The organism is Mesorhizobium sp. B2-6-2 (genome assembly GCF_006440615.1).
In the GTDB taxonomy this organism is placed as follows: Bacteria; Pseudomonadota; Alphaproteobacteria; order Rhizobiales; family Rhizobiaceae; genus Mesorhizobium.
In genome coordinates this window covers 55,359-75,270 of record NZ_VFUG01000012.1, presented here as the reverse complement: position 1 = coordinate 75,270, position 19,912 = coordinate 55,359, and the positions used below count along the sequence as shown (strand labels likewise).

The window sequence follows — 19,912 nt, the reverse complement described above, 5'->3', positions numbered from 1 at the left end:
CATTGAGGCGAGAGCTTGGCGGTCCCGCTCAATGCCATCCCGGAGACAGCCATGAACAAGCTTTCGCTCACCCGCCGCGCCTTCGTCACCTCGGCCAGCGCCTTCGGCCTTGTCGGCGCCTCCGGTCTGGCGCTGCCCTATTATTCCCGCGCCAGCCAGCGTCCGGCCTTCACGCATGGCGTCCAGTCCGGCGACGTCGACGCCACCTCGGGCATGGTGTGGACCCGCACCGACCGACCGGCGCGCGTGATGTATGAAGTGTCGACGACCGAAAGCTTCGCCAATGCGACGCGGCTGGCTGCGCTCGATACCTCGCCGGCCAGCGACTACACGGTGAAGCGGCTGCTCACCGATCTCGCCTCGGACCAGGACATCTTCTACCGCATGGTGGCTGCCGATCTTTCCGACATCAATGCTGTGTCCGAGCCGATCGTCGGCCGTTTCCGCACCGCGCCGTCCTCGAAGCGCGACGTGCGCTTCGCCTGGTCGGGCGACACCGCCGGCCAGGGCTGGGGTATCGACGAGACCGGCATGAAGACCTATTCGACCATCGCCAAGCACACGCCGGACTTCTTCCTGCATTCCGGCGACACCATTTATGCCGACGGCGCTATGAAGGACGAGGTCGACCTGCCCGGCGGCGGCAAGTGGAAGAACGTCGTCATGATCGACGGCAAGCGCAAGGTGGCCGAGACGCTGGACGAGTACCGCGACCAGTGGAAGTACAACATGATGGATAAGCATGTGCTTGGCCTGTCGGCCATCTGCCCGACCTTCTACCAGTGGGACGACCACGAGGTGCTCAACAACTGGTCGGATTCGAAGGACCTGACCGCCGACGACCGCTACAAGGAAAAGTCGATCCATGTGCTGGCGGCCAGGGCGGCTCGCGCCTTTCATGAAATGACGACCATCCGCTACGAGCCGTCGGAGCCGGGCCGCGTCTACCGCAAGGTCTCGCATGGGCCGCTGCTCGACGTGTTCTTCCTCGACATGCGCTCCTATCGCGGCCCGAACGGCCCCGACATGGAAGAGACGCTGACGCCGAAGTCGCGCATGATTGGCGAGGAGCAGTCCAAGTGGCTGAAGCGGGAACTGGCGAATTCCAAGGCGACGTGGAAGGTCATCGCCGCCGACATGCCGCTCAGCCTGGTCGTCTGGAACGACGCGGCGAAGAAGACCGGGGCCGAGGCGGTCGCCAACAGCGACAATGGCGCGCCAAAGGGCCGTGAGCTGGAATTCGCCGACGTGCTGCGCTTCATCAAGAATGCCGGCATCACCAACACGGTGTGGCTGACCGCCGACGTCCACTACACCGCGGCGCATTACTACAATCCCGACAAGGCGCAGTTCCAGGATTTCAATCCGTTCTGGGAGTTCGTTTCCGGTCCGATCCACGCCGGCACCTTCGGCCCCAACGACCTCGACATGACCTTCGGGCCGGAGCTGAAATTCATCAAGGCGCCGACCGCCGAGCAGGGCCAGAACCTGCCGCCGTCGGCCGGGCTGCAGTTCTTCGGTCTGGTCGACATTTCCGGCGCAACCGAACAGCTCACCGTGCGGCTGATGGATCGCGACGACAACGAGCTTTACAAGGTGACGCTCGATCCGGTGCGGTCGGCTTGAGGTGATCGAGAAATTGGCAAGGCTGGCGGGACAGCGCCCCCCTCTGGCCTGCCGGCCATCTCCCCCGCTTGGGGGGAGATCAGCAGCTTGGGCGCCTCGCTCCTACGCAGGCGATTGGCGAAAGCAAGCGAGACAGCCAATCTCCCCCCAAGTGGGGGAGATGCCCGGCAGGGCAGAGGGGGGCGCGAAGGATCGCTACGTCTGCCGTATTGAGAACGTCAGTCCGGATAGCAAGCCCGGGGAACGTTGGGCCAGACCGCGGTATCGCAGTTGGCATCCTTCTGGCGCTGCTTGAAGGCGGCGCTGACCGGGCCGGTGACGATCGGGTCGACGCCGTCGGGGGCGTCGGCGAACATCTGCTGCGCGGTCCTGGTGTCGGGCGGTGCGATCAGGTCGGCTTGCCGAAGCGTCGCCGCCGACTGCGCGGCACCGGCAGCGACGAGCATGCCAAGCGCCGCCCACGCAAAAACCGGACGCAATCTGGACATAGGATCGGTCATGAACATCGAACTGTCCGGCCCCTCAAAGGTTCCGCCTTGGTTAACGGAATCATTTCACACCAAGACGTTTAAGAATTAGTGACCATGTATTTGGGGTCGGGCCTCCCCTTTCGCAATTGCGAAAAACCTTGTATGAGCCGCGCAACCGAAAATGGCGGCGCCTCTGGGCCTGCTGCCTGCAACACTCCCGAGACCAGACAATGAACCTCCGCAATATCGCGATCATCGCGCATGTCGACCATGGCAAGACCACCCTCGTCGACCAGCTTCTGAAACAGTCCGGCGCCTTCCGCGACAACCAGCGCGTCGCCGAGCGCGCCATGGATTCCAACGACCTCGAAAAGGAACGCGGCATCACCATCCTGGCCAAGGCGACCTCGGTCGACTGGCATGGCACCCGCATCAACATCGTCGACACGCCCGGACATGCCGATTTCGGCGGCGAGGTCGAGCGCATCCTGTCGATGGTGGATTCGGCGATCGTGCTCGTCGACGCCGCCGAAGGGCCGATGCCGCAGACCAAATTCGTCGTCGGCAAGGCGCTCAAGGTCGGCCTGCGCCCGATCGTCGTCATCAACAAGATCGACCGTCCGGATGCCCGCCATATCGAAGTGGTCAACGAGGTGTTCGACCTCTTCGCCGCGCTCGACGCCACCGACGAGCAGCTCGACTTCCCAATCCTCTACGGTTCGGGCCGCGACGGCTGGGTTTCGGAAAACCCCGAGGGTCCGAAGGACCAGGGTCTTGCACCGCTGTTTGAGCTGGTCGTCAAGCATGTGCCGGCGCCGACGGTCCATCCCGGCCCGTTCCGCATGATCGGCACCATCCTCGAGGCCAATCCGTTCCTCGGCCGCATCATCACCGGCCGCATCGAATCCGGCACGCTGAAGGCCAACCAGGCGGTCAAGGTGCTGCACCATGACGGCACGCAGATCGAGACCGGCCGCATTTCCAAGATCCTCGCCTTCCGCGGCCTCGAGCGCCAGCCGATCGAGGAAGCGCAGGCGGGCGACATCGTGGCCATCGCCGGCCTGTCGAAAGGCACCGTCGCCGACACCTTCTGCGATCCGGCGGTGAGCGAGCCGCTGCATGCGCAGCCGATCGACCCGCCAACCGTGACCATGTCCTTCCTCGTCAATGACTCGCCGCTTGCCGGCACCGAGGGTGACAAGGTGACCAGTCGCGTCATCCGCGACCGGCTGCTGCGCGAGGCCGAGGGCAATGTCGCGCTCAAGATCGAGGAATCCGCGGAGAAGGATTCCTTCTTCGTGTCCGGCCGCGGCGAATTGCAGCTCGCCGTGCTGATCGAGACGATGCGCCGCGAGGGCTTCGAGCTTGCCGTGTCGCGTCCACGCGTCGTCATGCAGAAGGGCGACGACGGCCAGCTGCTGGAGCCGGTCGAGGAAGTCGTTATCGACGTCGACGAGGAGCATGCCGGCGTCGTCGTGCAAAAGATGTCGGAGCGCAAGGCCGAGATGGTCGAGCTGCGCCCGTCCGGCGGCAACCGCCAGCGCCTGGTCTTCCACGCGCCGACGCGCGGCCTGATCGGCTATCAGTCCGAATTGTTGACCGACACGCGCGGCACCGCCGTGATGAACCGCCTGTTCTTCGCCTATGAGCCGTATAAGGGCGAGCTGCCCGGCCGCACCAACGGCGTGCTGATCTCCAACGAGCAGGGCGAATCGGTCGCCTATGCGATGTGGAACCTGGAAGACCGCGGCCCGATGATCATCGATCCGGGCGTCAAGGTCTACCAAGGCATGATCATCGGCGTCCATTCGCGCGACAACGACCTCGAAGTGAACGTGCTCAAGGGCAAGAAGCTCACCAACATCCGCGCCGCCGGCAAGGACGAAGCGGTGAAGCTGACGCCGCCGATCCGCATGACGCTGGAGCGGGCGCTCGCCTGGATCCAGGATGACGAGCTGGTCGAGGTGACGCCGAAGACCATCCGCCTGCGCAAGCTCCATCTCGACCCGAACGAGCGCAAGCGTTTCGAGAAGGCCGCCAAGGTGATGGGCGCGGCGTAAGGTTCCACGGAAAGTTCAAAAGAGGGAGCGGTTGCTCCCTCTTTTTGTTTCAGCCGCAGGCAGCCGAGACGATCGCGGTGCAATCCGCGTCCCCGGCGAGGTCGATGCGCACCGCCAGGCCATCGCGCACGGGCTTGCGCAAGGCCCTTTCGCCATCGGGCTCGATGGTCAATCGCTTGCGGTCGTCCAGGGCCTGAAGCCTCGACCGCGATAGGCCGAGCTCGCCGGCAAGCAGGCGGTCGAGCCGCAAAGGCGTCGTGCCCCCGAGCCGAAGTTCGATCGCGAACATGGTCGCGCGTCCCGACTCGCCGGCCAGAAGCTCCTTTCGGACCGTGACGCCGGGAGATTCCTCGATCCGGCCAGCCCGGTCGCGCAGCATCGCGCTGTCGAAGGCGTGGCGGCGGACAAGGTCCGGATCGTTGCTTTCAAGCGCGGCAAGCAGCGCCGGCCCGATGTCGCGGCGGTTTCGCCGTTCCAGGATGGCGAAATTCCAGGAGTTGTCGCAGTCGACGCAGCGATAGATCAGCCAGACGTCAATGCGCTTGCCGTTGGCATTGACGCGGAATTTCCCGCCGCACCGATAAGGCTTGAGGCCGCCGCAGCGATTGCAGTTGATGAGAGGTCGTGGCGCGATTGCGGGCGCAATCGTCCAACGTACGCACAAAGTTCCAGACATGCCGGTAGGCCCTTCCCGTCGGGAAGTCCGTCAGGCCGGCGATGTCCGAGATGCCCCTTGTTGTTGAGCATGATCTTTTCCGAAAACCGGATACCACTTTTCGGGATCATGCGCATGGGCCACGGCGTGGCGAAGACTGCGTGTTTGAAAGTCAGGCGTCGGCGCGGATTGCACGCGACGGCGGCTCAGCAATGCCAAACCGGTCTCGAACCGCCGCCTGAAGAACACGTGAACAGAAGCAGGGGCCGCTAAAGCTGCGCCTGCGGTGCATTCAGAGGAGTTGGCGAGACCGGCGGTTACTGAGGCAAAGTGATGCTCGAAAATGGATAAAGGGATGGATCTTCTAGCGGGAGGGTGACGAAGGGGCAAGGTTTAGGGGCCGAGGTTGGCGCTGCCCCTCATTGCCCTGCCGGGCATTTCTCCCCGTAAACGGGGAGAAAGAGGCTGGCCGCGACGCCGGCGGCCATTCTGCAACGTTCGCGACTGGCGAAATCGTCGGCGCCAAGTCCCTTCGCCCCGTTTACGGGGAGAAGATGGCGGCAGCCAGATGAGGGGCGGCGCCGGCGCTGGCGGTTGTTGTCGCCTTGATCAACGTTCGCGCCTTGTTGGGCGTGCCAAATCTAGTACGATCAGCTATCGTCTATTTCCTATTTGCAGGAATCGACCCCATGCATCTCGCCTCGTTGCTGATCTTCGCTGCCGCGCTCTTTGTCGCCGCCGGCTCGCCCGGGCCGTCGATCGCAGCCTTGGTGGCGCGGGTGATTTCGAAAGGGTTCCGCGACGTCTTCCCGTTCCTGTTGGCAATGTGGATCGGCGAGGGCGTCTGGCTTTCGCTGGCGGTGTTCGGGCTCGCCGTCGTGGCGCAAACCTTCCACTACGCTTTCGTCGTCGTGAAATGGGTTGGCGTCGCCTACCTTGCTTATCTCGCGTTCAAGATGTGGACGGCGCCGGTCGAGGCCAAGGAGGGCGAGATGCCGCGCGAGGACTCGCCCCTGAAACTTTTCCTTGCCGGCATGGCGGTGACGCTCGGCAATCCAAAGATCATGATGTTCTATCTGGCGCTGCTGCCGACCATCATCGATCTGGCTTCGGTCAGCGTGATCGGCTGGGTCGAGCTGACGCTGACCATGGCGCTCGTGCTGGTCATCATCGATCTCGCCTGGGTGCTGGCCGCCTCACAAGCGCGCCGGCTGCTGAGGAGCAAGCGCGCCATGAAGATCGCCAACCGCGTCAGCGCCACGACGATGGCGGGCGCCGCCGCCGCTATCGCCGCGCGATAGCGCTGTTCATCGTTATCTTGGAAAGGACGACCAGCTCCATCTCTTTGTGTTAAGCAATTTCGGACGGAAAACCGCGTCACACAGGAATTGCTCTGAGCTACTTGGGCAGCACGCCGGCTGAGGGCAGCGCCGCTGTAGCCGGCGGCTGGGGTCCGCCCGCATAGAATTTCGAGGCCGGGTTCTCCTGCATGAAGTCGTAGGCGACCATGCCGAGCGGCCGCTTCTGCCGTTCCGACGCCGCTTGATGCCATGGGATCGCCTGGCGCAACGCGGCGAGAGCCGCGGTCGGTGCTTCGCCGAATTTCCGCTGCGGGTTCTGCGCCTTGCGGATCTCCATCCAGTAGCTTGCCGTCAACAGGTCCTGCGCCAGCAGATGGAACGACACGTCGACCGCCTCGCGGGCGTGTTGCGTCTTGATGCGGGTCTGCGCTTCCAGGTCCTCGACGGTGGCGACGATTGCCTGGCCGTTCGGCGTCACCGGCGAACCGAGATCGGCCAGCTCCTGCCACAGATCGGCCGGCAGGTAGCCGTCGAAGCCCGGAATGTCCTTGCGCTCGTCCGGCTTCAGCACGTCGGCCGGCTTGACCACGGTGAAGAAGGGGTTGCGGAAGCGCTCGATGCGCTGCGCCACAGCGACGCCGAGATTGGTCAAGGCGTTGGTGAGCGCCTCGACCTGGTTGGCCATCGGGTACGGGTCCCAATTGGCGTTGGAGAAGATATAGCCGGACTTGCCGTTACTGAGCGGGCCGCCCTTGATGTAGTATTTCATGAACTGCGGCGTGCTGAGTTCCGGCGAGCTCTGCGGCGTCAGACCGGGCAGGATCGCCGGATTGTGATCCGAAGAATTGATGGAGAGGAGCACGGAATCGCGCAAATCCGTCCAGGCCTGCCAGGCCGAGCCCTGGCGCTGGCTGGAGGCGCGCATGCTTTCCGGATCCTGGATGATGCGGGCCGGATCGTCATCGAAGAGATAGCTGCCCTTGATCATGTCCATGACGCGGGCGGCGTCCCAGGTCAGCCACGGATAAGGCCGCATCGACTGCACCGGCGCGGAGATCGGCGTCACGCTGGAGTTCATGCCGTTCAGCCCCATGGCGTAGCTGAGGTCGGTCCATTCCAGCAGTTTTCGCGTGTCCTCCAGCAAGAGGACGGCCTGCGCCTGCGCATAGGCGTTGGTGCTGATCAGCGCCGCCTGGTCGGCGGCGAAGGGTTCGAGCGGCTTCAGGCCGGCCTGCTCGAGCGCCTGCGCGGCCGGCATGCGAACGCCCTTGAGATAGGCATCGCCTTCGCCGGCCATGGCGGCGCCGATATTGCCGAGCGTCGCCAGGTCGCCCTCGCCGAGCGTGCCGCGCGATTGCACGACCGGCGTGACGCGCTTGTTCAGCATGTCGACGAGCATATGCGTCAGCTGCGGGCTGGCCGCCTCGTAGGACATGGTGTTGGCGCGGATGGCCATGATCGCGCGCACCAGCGCCTCCTCTTGCAGCTCCGGCCCATAGCCGCGGTTCACGCCGCCCTTGAAGCGCGCGAGCTGCTGGTCCTTGAGCAGCTTGGTGTTTTCCGGCGTGGTCGGATCGCCTGAAAAGATCACGGTTTCGCGCTGGTCGCCGGCGCCGCGATTGAACCAGTAGATCGTGACGCCTTCGGCCGCACCCTCGAGCAGCAAGCCATAAGCATCCGCCGAACGTTGCAGCGCCTCCGGGCTAAGCTCAACCTTGGCACCGTTGCGCGCGATGGCGATGACCTGGTCGATGGTCAGGTCATGGCCGGTGAGGGTTACCGTCTTGTCGGCGGCTGCCTCGAAAATGGGTTGATAGACGGTTGCCGCCTCGAAGGCCTGGGCAGGCGGCGCGGCGAGGCCGGCTATGACGGTGAGAATGCAAAGGAGAGGTTTGGGCTTGGCGATTCGGTCCAGCATGACGGCTCCCATTCGAGACAGGTTCAGGAACGAGTTCACCCAATGGAAATTTTATTTCCCAAAAGACTAGCCGCAAGCGCCGGCCTGTCAACGAAGGAAAGCCGCAGGACCGATGATGGAACCGGCGTGGCCTACCGGGCCACGGCGCGGTCGGTTCGGCCGCAAGCCGATCGCGGTGGCCGCCGGTTCGACCTGTCGAAGAAGGCGGCCACGAAGACGACAGCAGGAAGTCGCGGCCGGAAATCCGGCCTCGTGCAATGCAGCGCGGACTCCAAGCGTTACATCATCTCGATGATCGGCGCGACCTCGACAGTGAAAGCCGGGTCCATCAGGATCGGGCAGTCCTTGGCTTTGGCGACGGCATCGTCGATGTCCTTGGCTTCGACGATCGTGTAGCCGGCGGTCGGATTGCTGCCGCCATTGTTCTCGATCTTGCCGCTCGGTAGCACCGTCTTCGACATGCCGACCGGATTGCCGCCGTCGACCACGGCCGAGCCGAGCTTGTCGTACCAGCCCGTCCAGGCATCCATCGCCGCTTTGCGTTCGGCTTCGTCGGTCGGCATCTTGCCGGAACCGTGATAGACATAGAGAAATTTCGCCATGTTCTCCTCCCTTTGTCGGCGGCGTCGAACCAGCATGCGGCCACGCCGCTTGCGATATGCAGCGATGCTGCAATCCGATATGCGGCCTTGCCGCAATCCTGATCATCGGACCAAAACGAAAAACAGGCAATCGATGTTAAGTTGAGTCTAATGTAACGAGCTCACCTTGCCATGGCGTGGTATTCGGGGTTGGGCCGCATGTCGACCGCTGCGGCCACCCGGTTCGACATGTTGAAGAATGCGGCGGTCGAGGCGATGTCCCAGATGTCGCGGTCGGTGAAGCCGGCCTGGCGCAAGGCGGCGCGGTCGGCCTCGACGATTTTAGCCGGCTCCTCGGTCAGCCTGACCGCGAATTCGAGCATGGCGCGCTGCCGGTCCGACAGCTCGGCGGCGCGAAAATTCATCACCATCATCTCGCCGAACGCCGGTTCGCCCGACAGCTGGCGCACCGCCGCGCCATGGGCGGTCAGGCAATAGAAGCAGTGATTGATCGAGGAGACGACCACGGCGATCATCTCGCGCTCCAGCTTCGACAAACCGGAATCGCCCAGCATCAGATCGTTGTACATGTCGGTGAAGGCGCGCAGCTTCTTCTCGTCGAAGGCGTAGGCGAGAAGCACGTTGGGCACGAGGCCGAGCTTCTCCTCGCATTTGGCGAAATAGGCTTTCGTCGCCTCGCCAAGCTCCGCCTGGACAAGGTCGAGCGCGGTTACTTTGCCGGTCATGATTGTTCTCCTCGCGCTGTGATGGCGTCGGTTAGAATTTTTTTTAGCGCCGTCAAACCTTTGTCGCCAAACGGCGGTCATCTGGCTACCATAGTCGCAAAAGCATATAACGGGAGGGACTAAGCGTCATGGCCAGCGTGAAATCCAAGCCGAAGAGGAAAGCCGCCGCCGCGAAAGCGGAGGAGAAGCCCGCAAGGCTTGCCGACTATCTGCTGGCGCGGGCGCCTGCCGAGGACATCGCGGCCTATGACGTGGCCGATCTCGAGCGCGCCGGCGAGCTCGCCGCCCAAGCAGTCGCCAGCCACAGGAAGGGCGAAAGCGTCGTTGCCGTCGAAGCCGGTTCGGGCGTTGCCTGCGACGGCCGGCCGGTCACGGTCATCACCGTCGTCAACGACAACATGCCATTCCTGTTCGATTCCATCCTCGGCGAAATCACCGAGACAAGCGGCGAGCCGACCTTGGTCACCCATCCGATCGTCACCGTCCGCCACGGCAAGACCGGTGTGGTCGAGGTACTTGGCGACGGCGGCAAGGAGGATGACGACCGGCTTAGCGTCGTTCATGTGCATATCCCGCGGCTGACCGCCGAGCAGGCCAAGAGCCTCACCGGGCGGCTGCACAAGGTGCTTTCGCAGGTCCGGGCGGCCGTCGTCGACTGGAAGCGGATGCTCGCCCGCCTCGACCAGGCGATTTCCGAATTCCGCTATTCGGCGGTGCCGCTCGACAAGAAGAGCGTCGCCGAGGCGATCGCCTTCCTCGAATGGCTGCGCGATGACAATTTCACCTTCCTCGGCATGCGCGAGTTCAAATATACCGGCGGCGAGGAAAGCGGCTCGCTGGAGCGCGCCGACAAGCCCGGCCTGGGCATCCTGTCGGATCCGGACGTGCTGGTGTTGAGGCGCGGCACCGAAGCGGTGACGACGACGCCGGAAATCCGCGCCTTCCTGCACGGGCCGGAGCCGCTGATCGTCACCAAGGCCAACGCCAAGTCGTCGGTGCATCGGCGCATCTATCTCGATTACATCGGCATCAAGACCTACACGTCGAAGGGGGCGCTCGCGGGCGAGCTGCGCATTGTCGGCCTGTTCACCTCGACCGCCTACACGCGCTCGGTGATGAAGATCCCCTATCTGCGCTCAAAGGCCGAGACCGTGATCTCGAAATCCGGTTTCGATCCGCACGACCATTCCGGCAAAGCGCTGATCAACATCCTGGAAAGCTATCCGCGCGACGAGCTGTTCCAGGTTCCCATTCCCATCCTGCGCAAGCACGCCATCGCCATACTCGGGCTGATCGAGCGGCCGCGCGTGCGGGCGCTGGTGCGCGTCGACCAGTTCGACCGCTTCGTCTCGATCATCGTCTTCGTGCCGCGCGACCGCTACGACAGCGTCGTGCGCGAGAAGGTCGGCACCTATCTCAAGACGGTGTTCGAGGGCCGTCTGTCGGCCTATTATCCAGCCTTCCCGGAAGGCGGGCTGGCGCGCGTGCATTTCATCATCGGCCGTTCCGGCGGCAAGACGCCGAAGGTCGAGCAGTCGACGATCGAGGCGGCGATCCGAGACATCGTGCGCACCTGGGAAGACGCGCTCGCCGAAGCCGCGGAAGCCGCCGGCAGCGACCCGGGCTTAAAGGCGATCGCGGCGCGTTTCCCCGAAAGCTATCGCGATAGCTTCTCGGCCGCCGTGGCGCTGGCCGATGCCGGCCGCATCGCGAAGATCGGGGCCGACAATCCGATCGCCATCGACTATTACCGCCATGCCGACCAGAAGCCGCACCAGGCGGCTTTGAAGATCTACCATTTCGGCAGCCCTGTCGCGCTGTCGCGGCGCGTGCCGGTGCTCGAAAATATCGGCTTCCGCGTCATCAGCGAGCGCACCTTCGAGGTCGCCGACACCGGCTCCGGCAAAGTCTTCATCCATGACATGGAGCTGGAGAACAGCTACGGCGCGCGAATAGACATCTCCGACGGCGGGGCGTTGTTCGAGGACGCCTTCCTGTCGGTCTGGCGCGGCGATGTCGACAATGACAGCTATAACGGCCTGGCCCAGACCGCCGGCCTGTGGTCTGGCGAGATCGCCATCCTGCGCGCCTATGGCCGCTATCTGCAGCAGGCCGGCATTCCGCAGAGCCAGGATTTCATCGCCGCCGCGCTCAATCGCTATCCCGAGATCGCACGCGGCCTGCACGCGCTGTTCGTCGCCCGGCTCGGTCCGGCGGCGGAAGGCGACGGCGCGGTTGCGGCCAAGCACCTCAAGGCCAAGATCAAGGACGCGCTGGAGGAGGTGCCCAATATCGACGACGACACCATCATCCGCCGTTATCTCAACCTCATCGAAGCCTCGCTCCGCACCAATCATTTCGTAGCCGATACGAAACAGAAAGGGCAGTCGCTGGCGATCAAGCTCGATTCGCAGGCGGTCGAAGGGCTGCCTGCGCCTCGGCCATGGCGCGAGATCTTCGTCTACGGCTCCGAGGTGGAGGGCGTGCATCTGCGCTTCGGCCCGGTGGCGCGGGGCGGCCTGCGCTGGTCGGACCGCGCCCAGGATTACCGCACCGAGGTGCTGGGGCTGGTCAAGGCGCAGCAGGTCAAGAACGCCGTCATCGTGCCGGTTGGCGCCAAGGGCGGCTTCTATCCGAAGAAGCTGCCAATGAGCGCCGGGCGCGATGCCATCTTCGAAGCAGGCACCTCGGCCTACAAGAACTTCGTCTCCAGCCTGCTCTCGATCACCGACAATATCGGCGTCGACGGCGTCATCCCGCCGGCCGGCGTGGCACGGCGCGACCAGGACGATCCCTATTTCGTCGTCGCCGCCGACAAGGGCACCGCGACCTTCTCAGACACCGCGAATGCCATTTCCGAAAAACACCATTTCTGGCTGGACGACGCCTTCGCCAGCGGCGGCTCGGCCGGCTACGACCACAAGAAGATGGGCATCACCGCCAAGGGCGCCTGGGAAGCGGTGAAGCGGCATTTCCGCGAGATGAACCGCGACATCCAGACCTCGCCCTTCACTGTGGTTGGCGTCGGCGACATGTCGGGCGACGTGTTCGGCAACGGCATGCTGCTCTCGCCGGCCACCAGGCTGATCGCCGCCTTCGATCATCGCGACATCTTCATCGATCCCGATCCGGACATGGCCGCCTCGATGGCCGAGCGGGCGCGCATGTTCGCGCTGCCACGCTCGTCCTGGCAGGACTATGACAAGTCGAAGCTGTCGGAAGGCGGCGTCATCGTCTCGCGCAACCAGAAATCGATCACGCTGCCGCAAGCGGCGGCCGCCGCTATCGGCCTCGCCAAGACCACCGCGACGCCGGTCGAGATCATGAACGCCATCCTCAAGGCGCCGGTCGATCTCTTGTGGTTCGGCGGCATCGGCACTTATGTGCGGGCTTCGGGCGAAAGCAACGCCGATGTCGGCGACCGCGCCAACGATGCCGTCCGCGTCACCGCGCTCGATGTCCGGGCGAAAGTCATCGGCGAGGGCGCCAATCTCGGCGTCACGCAACGGGCGCGCATCGAGTTCGGCATGAATGGCGGCCGCTGCAACTCGGACGCCATCGACAATTCGGGCGGCGTCAACTGCTCCGACGTCGAGGTCAACATCAAGATCGCGCTGGCGTCGGCGATGCGCAAAGGCTCGCTGGCGCGGCCGGCGCGCAACAAGCTGCTCGCCGAGATGACCGACGAGGTGGGCGCGCTGGTGCTCGCCAACAACTATCAGCAGACGCTGGCGCTTTCGCTGGCGCGCAAGCGCGGGCTCGCCGACATCGCGCACCAGGCGCGCTTCATGTCGGCGCTGGAAGCGCGTGGCCTGCTCGACCGGGCGGTCGAGACGCTGCCTTCGCCGGCGGCGCTTGCTGAACGCGAGGCGCGCGGCGAGCCGCTGACCCGGGCCGAGCTTGGCGTGCTGCTCGCCTATGCCAAGATCGTGCTGTTCTCCGACATCGTCGCCAGCGACGTGCCGGACGATCAGCATTTCGACCGCGACCTGATGGGTTATTTCCCGGAACGCATGGCAAGGAAGTTTGCCGGCGAGATCCGCGATCACCGGCTGCGGCGCGAGATCATCGCGCGCGTGCTCGCCAACGACCTGGTCAATCGCGGCGGACCGTCCTTTGTCAACCGGCTGCAGGAAGCCACGGGCCGCACGGCGGCCGATGTGGTGCGCATCTTTGCCATGGTCCGCGACGGCTTCGCGCTGCCGGCGCTCTATCGCGAGATCGACGCGCTCGACAACCAGATCGACGGGCAGGTCCAGCTCGATCTCTATCAAGCGATCAGCCGGCTTATCTTTGTGACCAGCGGCTGGTACCTGAAGCACGAAGCCGGTTCCGCGCCGCTTGGCCAGCGCATCGCCGGATTGCAGGAGGCGCGCAAGGCGCTCGAGCCGAAGCTTCTCTCGCTGCTGCCGGCCTTCTCGCGTGAACGCGTCGAGGAGCGGCGGCAGGACCTGTCCAAGAGCGGCGCGCCGGAAAAGCTCGCCGGGCAGCTCGCTCTGACCGAAGTGGCCGAGCTGATCCCCGACGTCGCGCTCACCGCGCGCACGGCCAACGCCGACATCGTCAGCGCGGCCAAGGCCTTCTTCGCCGTCAGCGATGCGTTCCGCATCCCGCGCGTCGAGGAAGCCGCGCGCTCGATTATGCCGCCGGACTATTACGACCAGCTGGCGCTGTCGCGCGCGGCCGACACGATCGGCGTGGCGCGGCGCGGCATCGCGGTGGCGGCGCTCACCGCGCACGGCACGGCGGCGGATCCGGTCGCGGCCTGGCTGGAAGCCGGCGGCGAACGCGTCGCGCGCATCCGCGAGCGGCTGCAGGCGCTGACCGAAGGCGGCGACATCACCGTGTCGCGGCTGTCGGTGGCATCGGGCCTGATGAGTGACCTGACGGGGATGTGAGAGTTTGCTTGGGTTCCTCGCATGCATTGTCTTATGTAGCGCTGGTCGACCCCCACTCCGTCTCGGCTTCGCCGAGCCACCTCTCCCCCGATCGACGGGGTAGAGGAAGGGCGCCAAGCTTTTGCCGTCAACGCTCGTCCAGCAAGGCTCCCTTCCTTTCCCTTCGGAGGGGGAAAGGTGGCGCTGCGAAGCAGCGACGGATTGGGGGAACCACGTGGCAATCAGGCCTTGGCCTGATCAGTCGCGCCAGTCACAGAGGATATGTGCATAGCGTAGCCCACTACGTGAGGCGAGGAATTGTCGCCATGCTTGTCCATTTGCATCGCTGCCCGAAAACATGCAGACATGGCGCCCGACGCGAGCGATGCCAGGGGAGTCAGCATGGTGGCGATAGAGACAATGCAGCGGGCATCGGGGCGCGGCATCTGGGGCTGGATGTTCTTCGACTGGGCGGCGCAGCCTTTCTTCACCGTCGTCACTACCTTCATCTTCGGACCCTATTTCGTCTCGCGCATGGCGAGCGATCCGACTGCCGGGCAAGCCGCGTGGGGTTACGGCATTGCCGCCGCGGGCCTGGTCATCGCGGTGCTGTCGCCGGTGCTCGGCTCGATCGCCGACCAGACCGGGCCGCGCAAGCCGTGGATCGCCTTCTTCGCGGCTATCAAGATCGTCAGCCTCACGCTTTTGTGGTTCGCAGCGCCGGGCTCGAACCTTTTCCTGGTCGTGCTGTTGTTCTCGTTGGCTTCGGTGGCGGCCGAATTCTCCACAGTGTTCAACGATTCCATGATGCCGCGGCTGGTGCCGAAGGAAGAGATCGGCCGGGTATCCAACATGGCCTGGGGCCTTGGCTATCTCGGCGGCATGATCGCGCTGATCTTCGTGGTGCTGTTCCTGGCGGGCAATCTCGAAACCGGCAAGACGCTCATCGGCCTTGATCCGTTGTTCGGACTCGATCCGAAACTCGGCGAGGATGCGCGCTTCACCGGGCCGATGTCGGCCGGCTGGTATTTGCTGTTCATCCTGCCGATGTTCCTCTTCACGCCGGACGCCATCAAGGGGATCCCGATCGGACCGGCAGTGCGCGAGGGGTTGTCCGAGCTGAAGTCCACCCTGGTGGAAGTGCGCCAGCGCAGCGGCATCCTGCGCTTCCTCTTGGCCCGCATGATCTATCAGGACGGCGTCAATGCGCTGCTGGCGCTCGGCGGCACGTTCGCAGCCGGCATGTTTCACTGGTCGATCACCGAGATCGGCCTGTTCGGCATCATTCTCAACGTCGTCGCCATCTTCGGCTGCTGGATCGCGGCGCGGCTCGATACCGCGCTTGGCTCAAAGCATGTGGTGATGATCGCGCTGGTGATGCTGTCGGTCGCCACGATCGGCGTCGTCTCGACCGGACCGGGCTTTACGCTGCTCGGCCTGATTCCGCTCTCCACCGTCGATTCCGGCGGCCTGTTCGGCACCGCGGCGGAGAAAGCCTATATCCTCTACGGCCTGCTGATCGGGCTCGCCTTCGGTCCGGTGCAAGCCTCGTCGCGCTCCTATATGGCGCGCAGCGTGACCGCCGCCGAGTCCGGCCGCTATTTCGGCATCTATGCGCTGGCGGGACGCGCGACCAGCTTCCTGGCGCCATTCATGGTGGCGACCATCACCACCATCAGCGATTCGCCGCGGCTCGGCATGGCGGCCATCATCCTGTTCCTCGGCATCGGCATGGCGATCCTGGCGGAGACGCCATATCCGGCGGACAAGCGGTAGTATTTCCCTTCTCCCACAAGGGGAGAAGAAGAAGCGCTAATGCCTGAAATGCCTTACGCCGGTGAAGACCATGGCGATGCCGTGCGCGTCGGCGGCGGCGATGACGTCGTCGTCGCGCATCGAGCCGCCGGGCTGGATGACCGCGGTGGCGCCGGCTTCGATCGCCGACAAGAGGCCGTCCGCGAAGGGGAAGAAGGCGTCCGAGGCGACGACCGAGCCCCTGGTCAGCGGTTCGGCGAGGCCGGCCGCTTCGGCAGCGTCGAGCGCCTTGCGGGCGGCGATGCGCGAGGAATCGACGCGGCTCATCTGGCCGGCGCCGATGCCGACGGTCGCGCCGTCCCTGGCATAGACGATGGCGTTGGACTTGACGTGCTTGGCGACGCGGAAGGCGAATTTGAGGTCGGCCATTTCTGCCGGCGTCGGCGCCCTCTTCGTCACCACTTTCAATTCGAGGTCGTCGACCACGGCATTGTCGCGGCTTTGCACAAGCAGCCCGCCGGCGACGGATTTCACCGTCGTGCCCGCGGCGCGGGGATCGGGTAGGCCGCCGGTGACCAGCAGGCGCAAATTCTTCTTCGCCGCGACGATCGCGGCGGCTTCGTCGGTGGCATCGGGCGCGATGATCACCTCGGTAAAGGTCTTGACGATCTCTTCCGCCGCCTCGGCATCGAGTATGCGGTTCATGGCGACGATGCCGCCGAAGGCCGAGACCGGATCGCAGGCCAACGCCTTGCCGTAGGCCGCCTTCAGCGATGAGCCTTCGGCAACGCCGCAGGGATTGGCGTGTTTGATGATGGCGACCGCCGCCGAGCGCGCCGGATCGAACTCGCCGACCAACTCGAAAGCGGCGTCGGTGTCATTGATGTTGTTGTAGGAGAGCTGCTTGCCCTGCAACTGTTTTGCCGTTGCCACGCCCGGCCGCCTGTCTCCCGACAGGTAGAAGCCTGCGCCCTGATGCGGGTTCTCGCCATAGCGCATCACCTGGTCGAGCCGGCCGCCGAATGCGCGCCATGTCGGATGCTCGATCTCCAGCGCCTCGGCGAACCAGCCGGAGATCGCGGCATCATAGGTGGCGGTGCGGGCAAAGGCCTTGGCCGCCAGCATCTTGCGGAAATCAAGCGACAGCGAGCCCAGATTCATCTCCAGCGCGTTGACGACGGAGGCATAGTCGGCCGGATCGGTGACGATGGCGACGTAAGCGTGGTTCTTGGCCGAGGCGCGGATCATCGCCGGTCCGCCGATGTCGATGTTCTCGACGATCGAGGCATAGCCGGCGCCGGAGCGGCGGACGTCCTCGAATGGATAGAGATTGCAGACGACGAGGTCGATCGGCTCGATGCTATGGTCGTGCATCGCCTTGGCATGCTCAGCGTCGTCGCGGATGCCGAGCAGCGCGCCATGCACCGACGGATGCAAGGTCTTCACCCGCCCATCCATGATCTCGGGAAAGCCGGTGAGCTCGGAGACGTCGCGTACCGCCAGGCCCGCCCCGGCGAGGGCCTTTGCCGTGCCGCCCGTCGAAACCAGCTCGACGCCGGCGGCGGCGAGCGACTTAGCGAAATCGACCAGGCCGGTCTTGTCGAAGACGGAAAGCAGCGCGCGGCGCACCGGAACGAGGTCGGGCGCCGGAATGTTTTTTGTGGGCACGGCCATGCGGGGGCCTTTCACGGCTGTTGGGGGCGTTGGCCGGCCCTAGCATATGAGCCCCGGAAATCAAGCGCCGCGTCCTTAGCAGTTGCGCGCCGGCTTCCCGAAAGGGTGACGTTTGCCCAACGGCGCTGCGTCGTTTACGGGATTAGGCTCGCTCATCATCGGAGGAAACAATCATGACATTTGTGCGTGTGGGCCAGTTCAAGGCGTTGGCGGAAAAGATTGAGGAACTACGCACTATCTATGAGGCCGACGCGATCCCTGCCATCCGCGCCGCCCGAGGCAACATCAGCGCCTTGTTGCTGCAGCAGCACCAGGCGCGGGATGCCTTCATGGCCATCACCGTCTGGGACACCGCCGAGGACGCCGAACGCTACGAGCGGAGCGGCCAGGCCGCGGCAATGGTCGACAAGATCCGTTTTGCCTTCGCTGAACCGCCGTCGCTCGCCACCTATGACGCCTTCGGGATTTCTGGCTGAGAAGCGTCAGCTCAATTGCTTTCGGGATAGCCCGCGATATCGGTACGCGTCAGCTGCCAATGGACCTCGGCGATCTCGGAAGCCTTGAAGGCGAGCACGATCTGCCGGCTGCGGCGCGGGCCGCCCAATCCGGCGAAGTAGATCGATTCCTCGACCTCCGGCGCCATTTCGGCGCAGGTGAAAACCCAGGTGTCGCCCTGCGCGGCAGCCAGGGTCAGGCGGTCGTGGTCGTCCTGCAGCAGGCTGATGTCGGGGTGGACGTGGAAGCGCACCGTGACGAAGTCGCGGCCGTTGTTGCGGATCGCGGCATTGCCCGGGCGCAGGAATCGGTCGCGGCCGGCAAGCACGTTGCCGTTCGCGGTCAGCTTCAGCTCGCGCTCGTGCAGGAAACCGAATTGCGCGACATAGCCGTCGTGGCGCGCGACGAAGCCGTGCACGCCCTTCTGGTCGAGGCGCTTGCAGGGCACGTGCTGCGGGCCGCCGATCAGCGGCGATCCCAACAGGTCGCTGACGCGCAGCGAGTGGCTGAAGCGCGCCGACGAGGTGTCGTTGAGCGTGGCGGTCGAATGCGCGGCGGTGGCGCGCGCCAGCGGCCGGAATTCCGGGGCGCCATAGGTGTCGATGCCGGCATTGACGATGAAGTGCTGGCGCCCGGAGGAGAGCTCGAAGGCGAGGCAGCCGGCATGTGCCGCGTTGGAGACGTCGACCGGCGGCGGCAGGCCGGTGTCGGCGATCACCGTCACGCCGCCCATCGACAGGCGCTCGTAGCCGGAATGCGGCGCGTGCAGCAGCGGCGCGCCCACCGTGTCGTCATGGCGCATGATGGTGGCGATGCGGTCGTGGATGGTGGCGCCCATGCCGTTGAAGCGGGCGAGGCTGCCGTCCTGATGGCGAAAGAAACGCAGCGCCGGCAACATCCGGTCGATGGCGCCGATCAAGGCCGACGGCGGCGCCTCGGCCTGGTTGGCATAGGTCTGGCGCAACGGCAGAAGGTCGGCCAGCAGCTCCAGCACCGCCATCGGCTTGCGCGAGATGTGGCCGCCATCGGGCAGGATCTGATGCTCGAGCTCCTCGGCCAGGTTGCGTGTCGCGGCACGCAGCGCCGAGGCCGGCGCCGGCAGAGACAGCGCGGCGAAGGCGAGCGCGATGCGGGCGCGCAGCCTGGCCTCGCCATCCGGCATCTCGCGCACCATCGAGCGGAGGTAGCGGATCTGCACGGCGAGCGATTTCAGGAAGGCGCGATAGAAAGGAAATTCGGCGCCTTGCAGCACCACCGAGGAATGCTGCAGCCAGGCGATCACCCGCTTGGCCGTCGTTCCCGGCTCCCAGGCGATGCCGGAGATCTGGTTGCCATGCATGGCGATCCAGTCGGTCACCAGGGCTCTCGCGTTGGCGGCGGCGAGCTCGGTGCCGGTGGCGCGCATGTGGCGCAGCCAGCGGAAGCCATGCAACGATTTCTGCCAGCCACGATTGGGCACGTCGAGCTGAAAGGGCGACTTGCCGCCGGTCTCGACCATGTGGCCGGACAGCGGGTAGCGACCGTAATAGATCTCCAGCGCGATTTGCGGATCGGCGAGCCGCAGGTCCGGCGGCGCGATCAGGACGCGTTCGGGCGTGCGGCCGGAATAGCGCCAGCGATAAACCGGCCCGGCGCGGAGGCGCCGGCGCGTTTTGCGCCAGAACTCCCTCGCGACAAGCGTCCACAGACGCGTCGTGCTGCCGGCAACAAGTGCCAATAGCCCTCCTGATGTCCCCATAACCCAAGCACAAGCT

Annotated in this window: 13 protein-coding genes; 6 read left to right on the top strand and 7 right to left on the bottom strand. The window is 64.9% G+C overall.

Features of this window, described 5'->3' with window-relative positions:
- Nucleotides 1-51: 51 nt before the first annotated feature.
- On the top strand, nucleotides 52-1,626 hold the full coding sequence (locus FJ419_RS21715) for an alkaline phosphatase (protein WP_140698049.1): 1,575 nt from the start codon (nucleotides 52-54) through the stop codon (nucleotides 1,624-1,626).
- Between the two features lie 218 nt (nucleotides 1,627-1,844).
- Here FJ419_RS21715 and FJ419_RS21710 read toward each other — a convergent pair whose 3' ends face one another.
- Nucleotides 1,845-2,132: a hypothetical protein gene (locus FJ419_RS21710; RefSeq protein WP_246679296.1), complete on the bottom strand. Its 288-nt coding sequence runs from the start codon at nucleotides 2,130-2,132 to the stop codon at nucleotides 1,845-1,847.
- A gap of 194 nt (nucleotides 2,133-2,326) precedes the next feature.
- Between FJ419_RS21710 and typA the strand changes: the two genes are divergently transcribed.
- Nucleotides 2,327-4,156: a translational GTPase TypA gene (gene typA / locus FJ419_RS21705; RefSeq protein WP_140698044.1), complete on the top strand. Its 1,830-nt coding sequence runs from the start codon at nucleotides 2,327-2,329 to the stop codon at nucleotides 4,154-4,156.
- Nucleotides 4,157-4,205: 49 nt separating this feature from the next.
- Here typA and FJ419_RS21700 read toward each other — a convergent pair whose 3' ends face one another.
- Nucleotides 4,206-4,832: a DUF1062 domain-containing protein gene (locus FJ419_RS21700; protein WP_140698041.1), complete on the bottom strand. Its 627-nt coding sequence runs from the start codon at nucleotides 4,830-4,832 to the stop codon at nucleotides 4,206-4,208.
- 668 nt (nucleotides 4,833-5,500) lie between these two features.
- Between FJ419_RS21700 and FJ419_RS21695 the strand changes: the two genes are divergently transcribed.
- Complete coding sequence (locus FJ419_RS21695) at nucleotides 5,501-6,112, top strand: LysE family translocator (RefSeq protein ID WP_140698038.1); 612 nt, start codon at nucleotides 5,501-5,503, stop codon at nucleotides 6,110-6,112.
- A gap of 97 nt (nucleotides 6,113-6,209) precedes the next feature.
- Here FJ419_RS21695 and FJ419_RS21690 read toward each other — a convergent pair whose 3' ends face one another.
- The 3 genes from FJ419_RS21690 to FJ419_RS21680 all read right to left on the bottom strand — a co-directional run bounded on the left by FJ419_RS21690 (nucleotide 6,210) and on the right by FJ419_RS21680 (nucleotide 9,357).
- Nucleotides 6,210-8,030, bottom strand: coding sequence for an aromatic amino acid ammonia-lyase (locus FJ419_RS21690; RefSeq protein ID WP_140698036.1), 1,821 nt, complete (start codon nucleotides 8,028-8,030; stop codon nucleotides 6,210-6,212).
- A 278-nt stretch (nucleotides 8,031-8,308) separates the two neighbouring features.
- Nucleotides 8,309-8,632, bottom strand: a complete 324-nt coding sequence (locus FJ419_RS21685; RefSeq protein WP_140698033.1) for a YciI family protein — start codon at nucleotides 8,630-8,632, stop codon at nucleotides 8,309-8,311.
- Nucleotides 8,633-8,793: 161 nt separating this feature from the next.
- Nucleotides 8,794-9,357, bottom strand: coding sequence for a peroxidase-related enzyme (locus FJ419_RS21680; RefSeq protein ID WP_140698030.1), 564 nt, complete (start codon nucleotides 9,355-9,357; stop codon nucleotides 8,794-8,796).
- Between the two features lie 128 nt (nucleotides 9,358-9,485).
- Between FJ419_RS21680 and FJ419_RS21675 the strand changes: the two genes are divergently transcribed.
- Both FJ419_RS21675 and FJ419_RS21670 read left to right on the top strand, forming a co-directional pair.
- Nucleotides 9,486-14,255, top strand: coding sequence for an NAD-glutamate dehydrogenase (locus FJ419_RS21675; RefSeq protein ID WP_140698027.1), 4,770 nt, complete (start codon nucleotides 9,486-9,488; stop codon nucleotides 14,253-14,255).
- A gap of 381 nt (nucleotides 14,256-14,636) precedes the next feature.
- A complete protein-coding gene (locus FJ419_RS21670) occupies nucleotides 14,637-16,010 on the top strand; it encodes an MFS transporter (protein ID WP_246679292.1) in 1,374 nt (457 codons plus the stop codon).
- Between the two features lie 36 nt (nucleotides 16,011-16,046).
- Here FJ419_RS21670 and purH read toward each other — a convergent pair whose 3' ends face one another.
- On the bottom strand, nucleotides 16,047-17,663 hold the full coding sequence (gene purH, locus FJ419_RS21665) for a bifunctional phosphoribosylaminoimidazolecarboxamide formyltransferase/IMP cyclohydrolase (RefSeq protein ID WP_140698020.1): 1,617 nt from the start codon (nucleotides 17,661-17,663) through the stop codon (nucleotides 16,047-16,049).
- Between the two features lie 173 nt (nucleotides 17,664-17,836).
- Between purH and FJ419_RS21660 the strand changes: the two genes are divergently transcribed.
- Nucleotides 17,837-18,139 carry an antibiotic biosynthesis monooxygenase gene (locus tag FJ419_RS21660; protein ID WP_140698018.1) on the top strand — a complete coding sequence of 101 codons (303 nt, stop codon included), beginning with the start codon at nucleotides 17,837-17,839 and terminating at the stop codon, nucleotides 18,137-18,139.
- A gap of 11 nt (nucleotides 18,140-18,150) precedes the next feature.
- On the opposite strand, the gene FJ419_RS21655 is transcribed toward FJ419_RS21660, so the two are convergent.
- Nucleotides 18,151-19,875, bottom strand: a complete 1,725-nt coding sequence (locus FJ419_RS21655) for a heparinase II/III family protein (RefSeq protein ID WP_140698015.1) — start codon at nucleotides 19,873-19,875, stop codon at nucleotides 18,151-18,153.
- Between the last annotated feature and the right edge of the window lie 37 nt (nucleotides 19,876-19,912).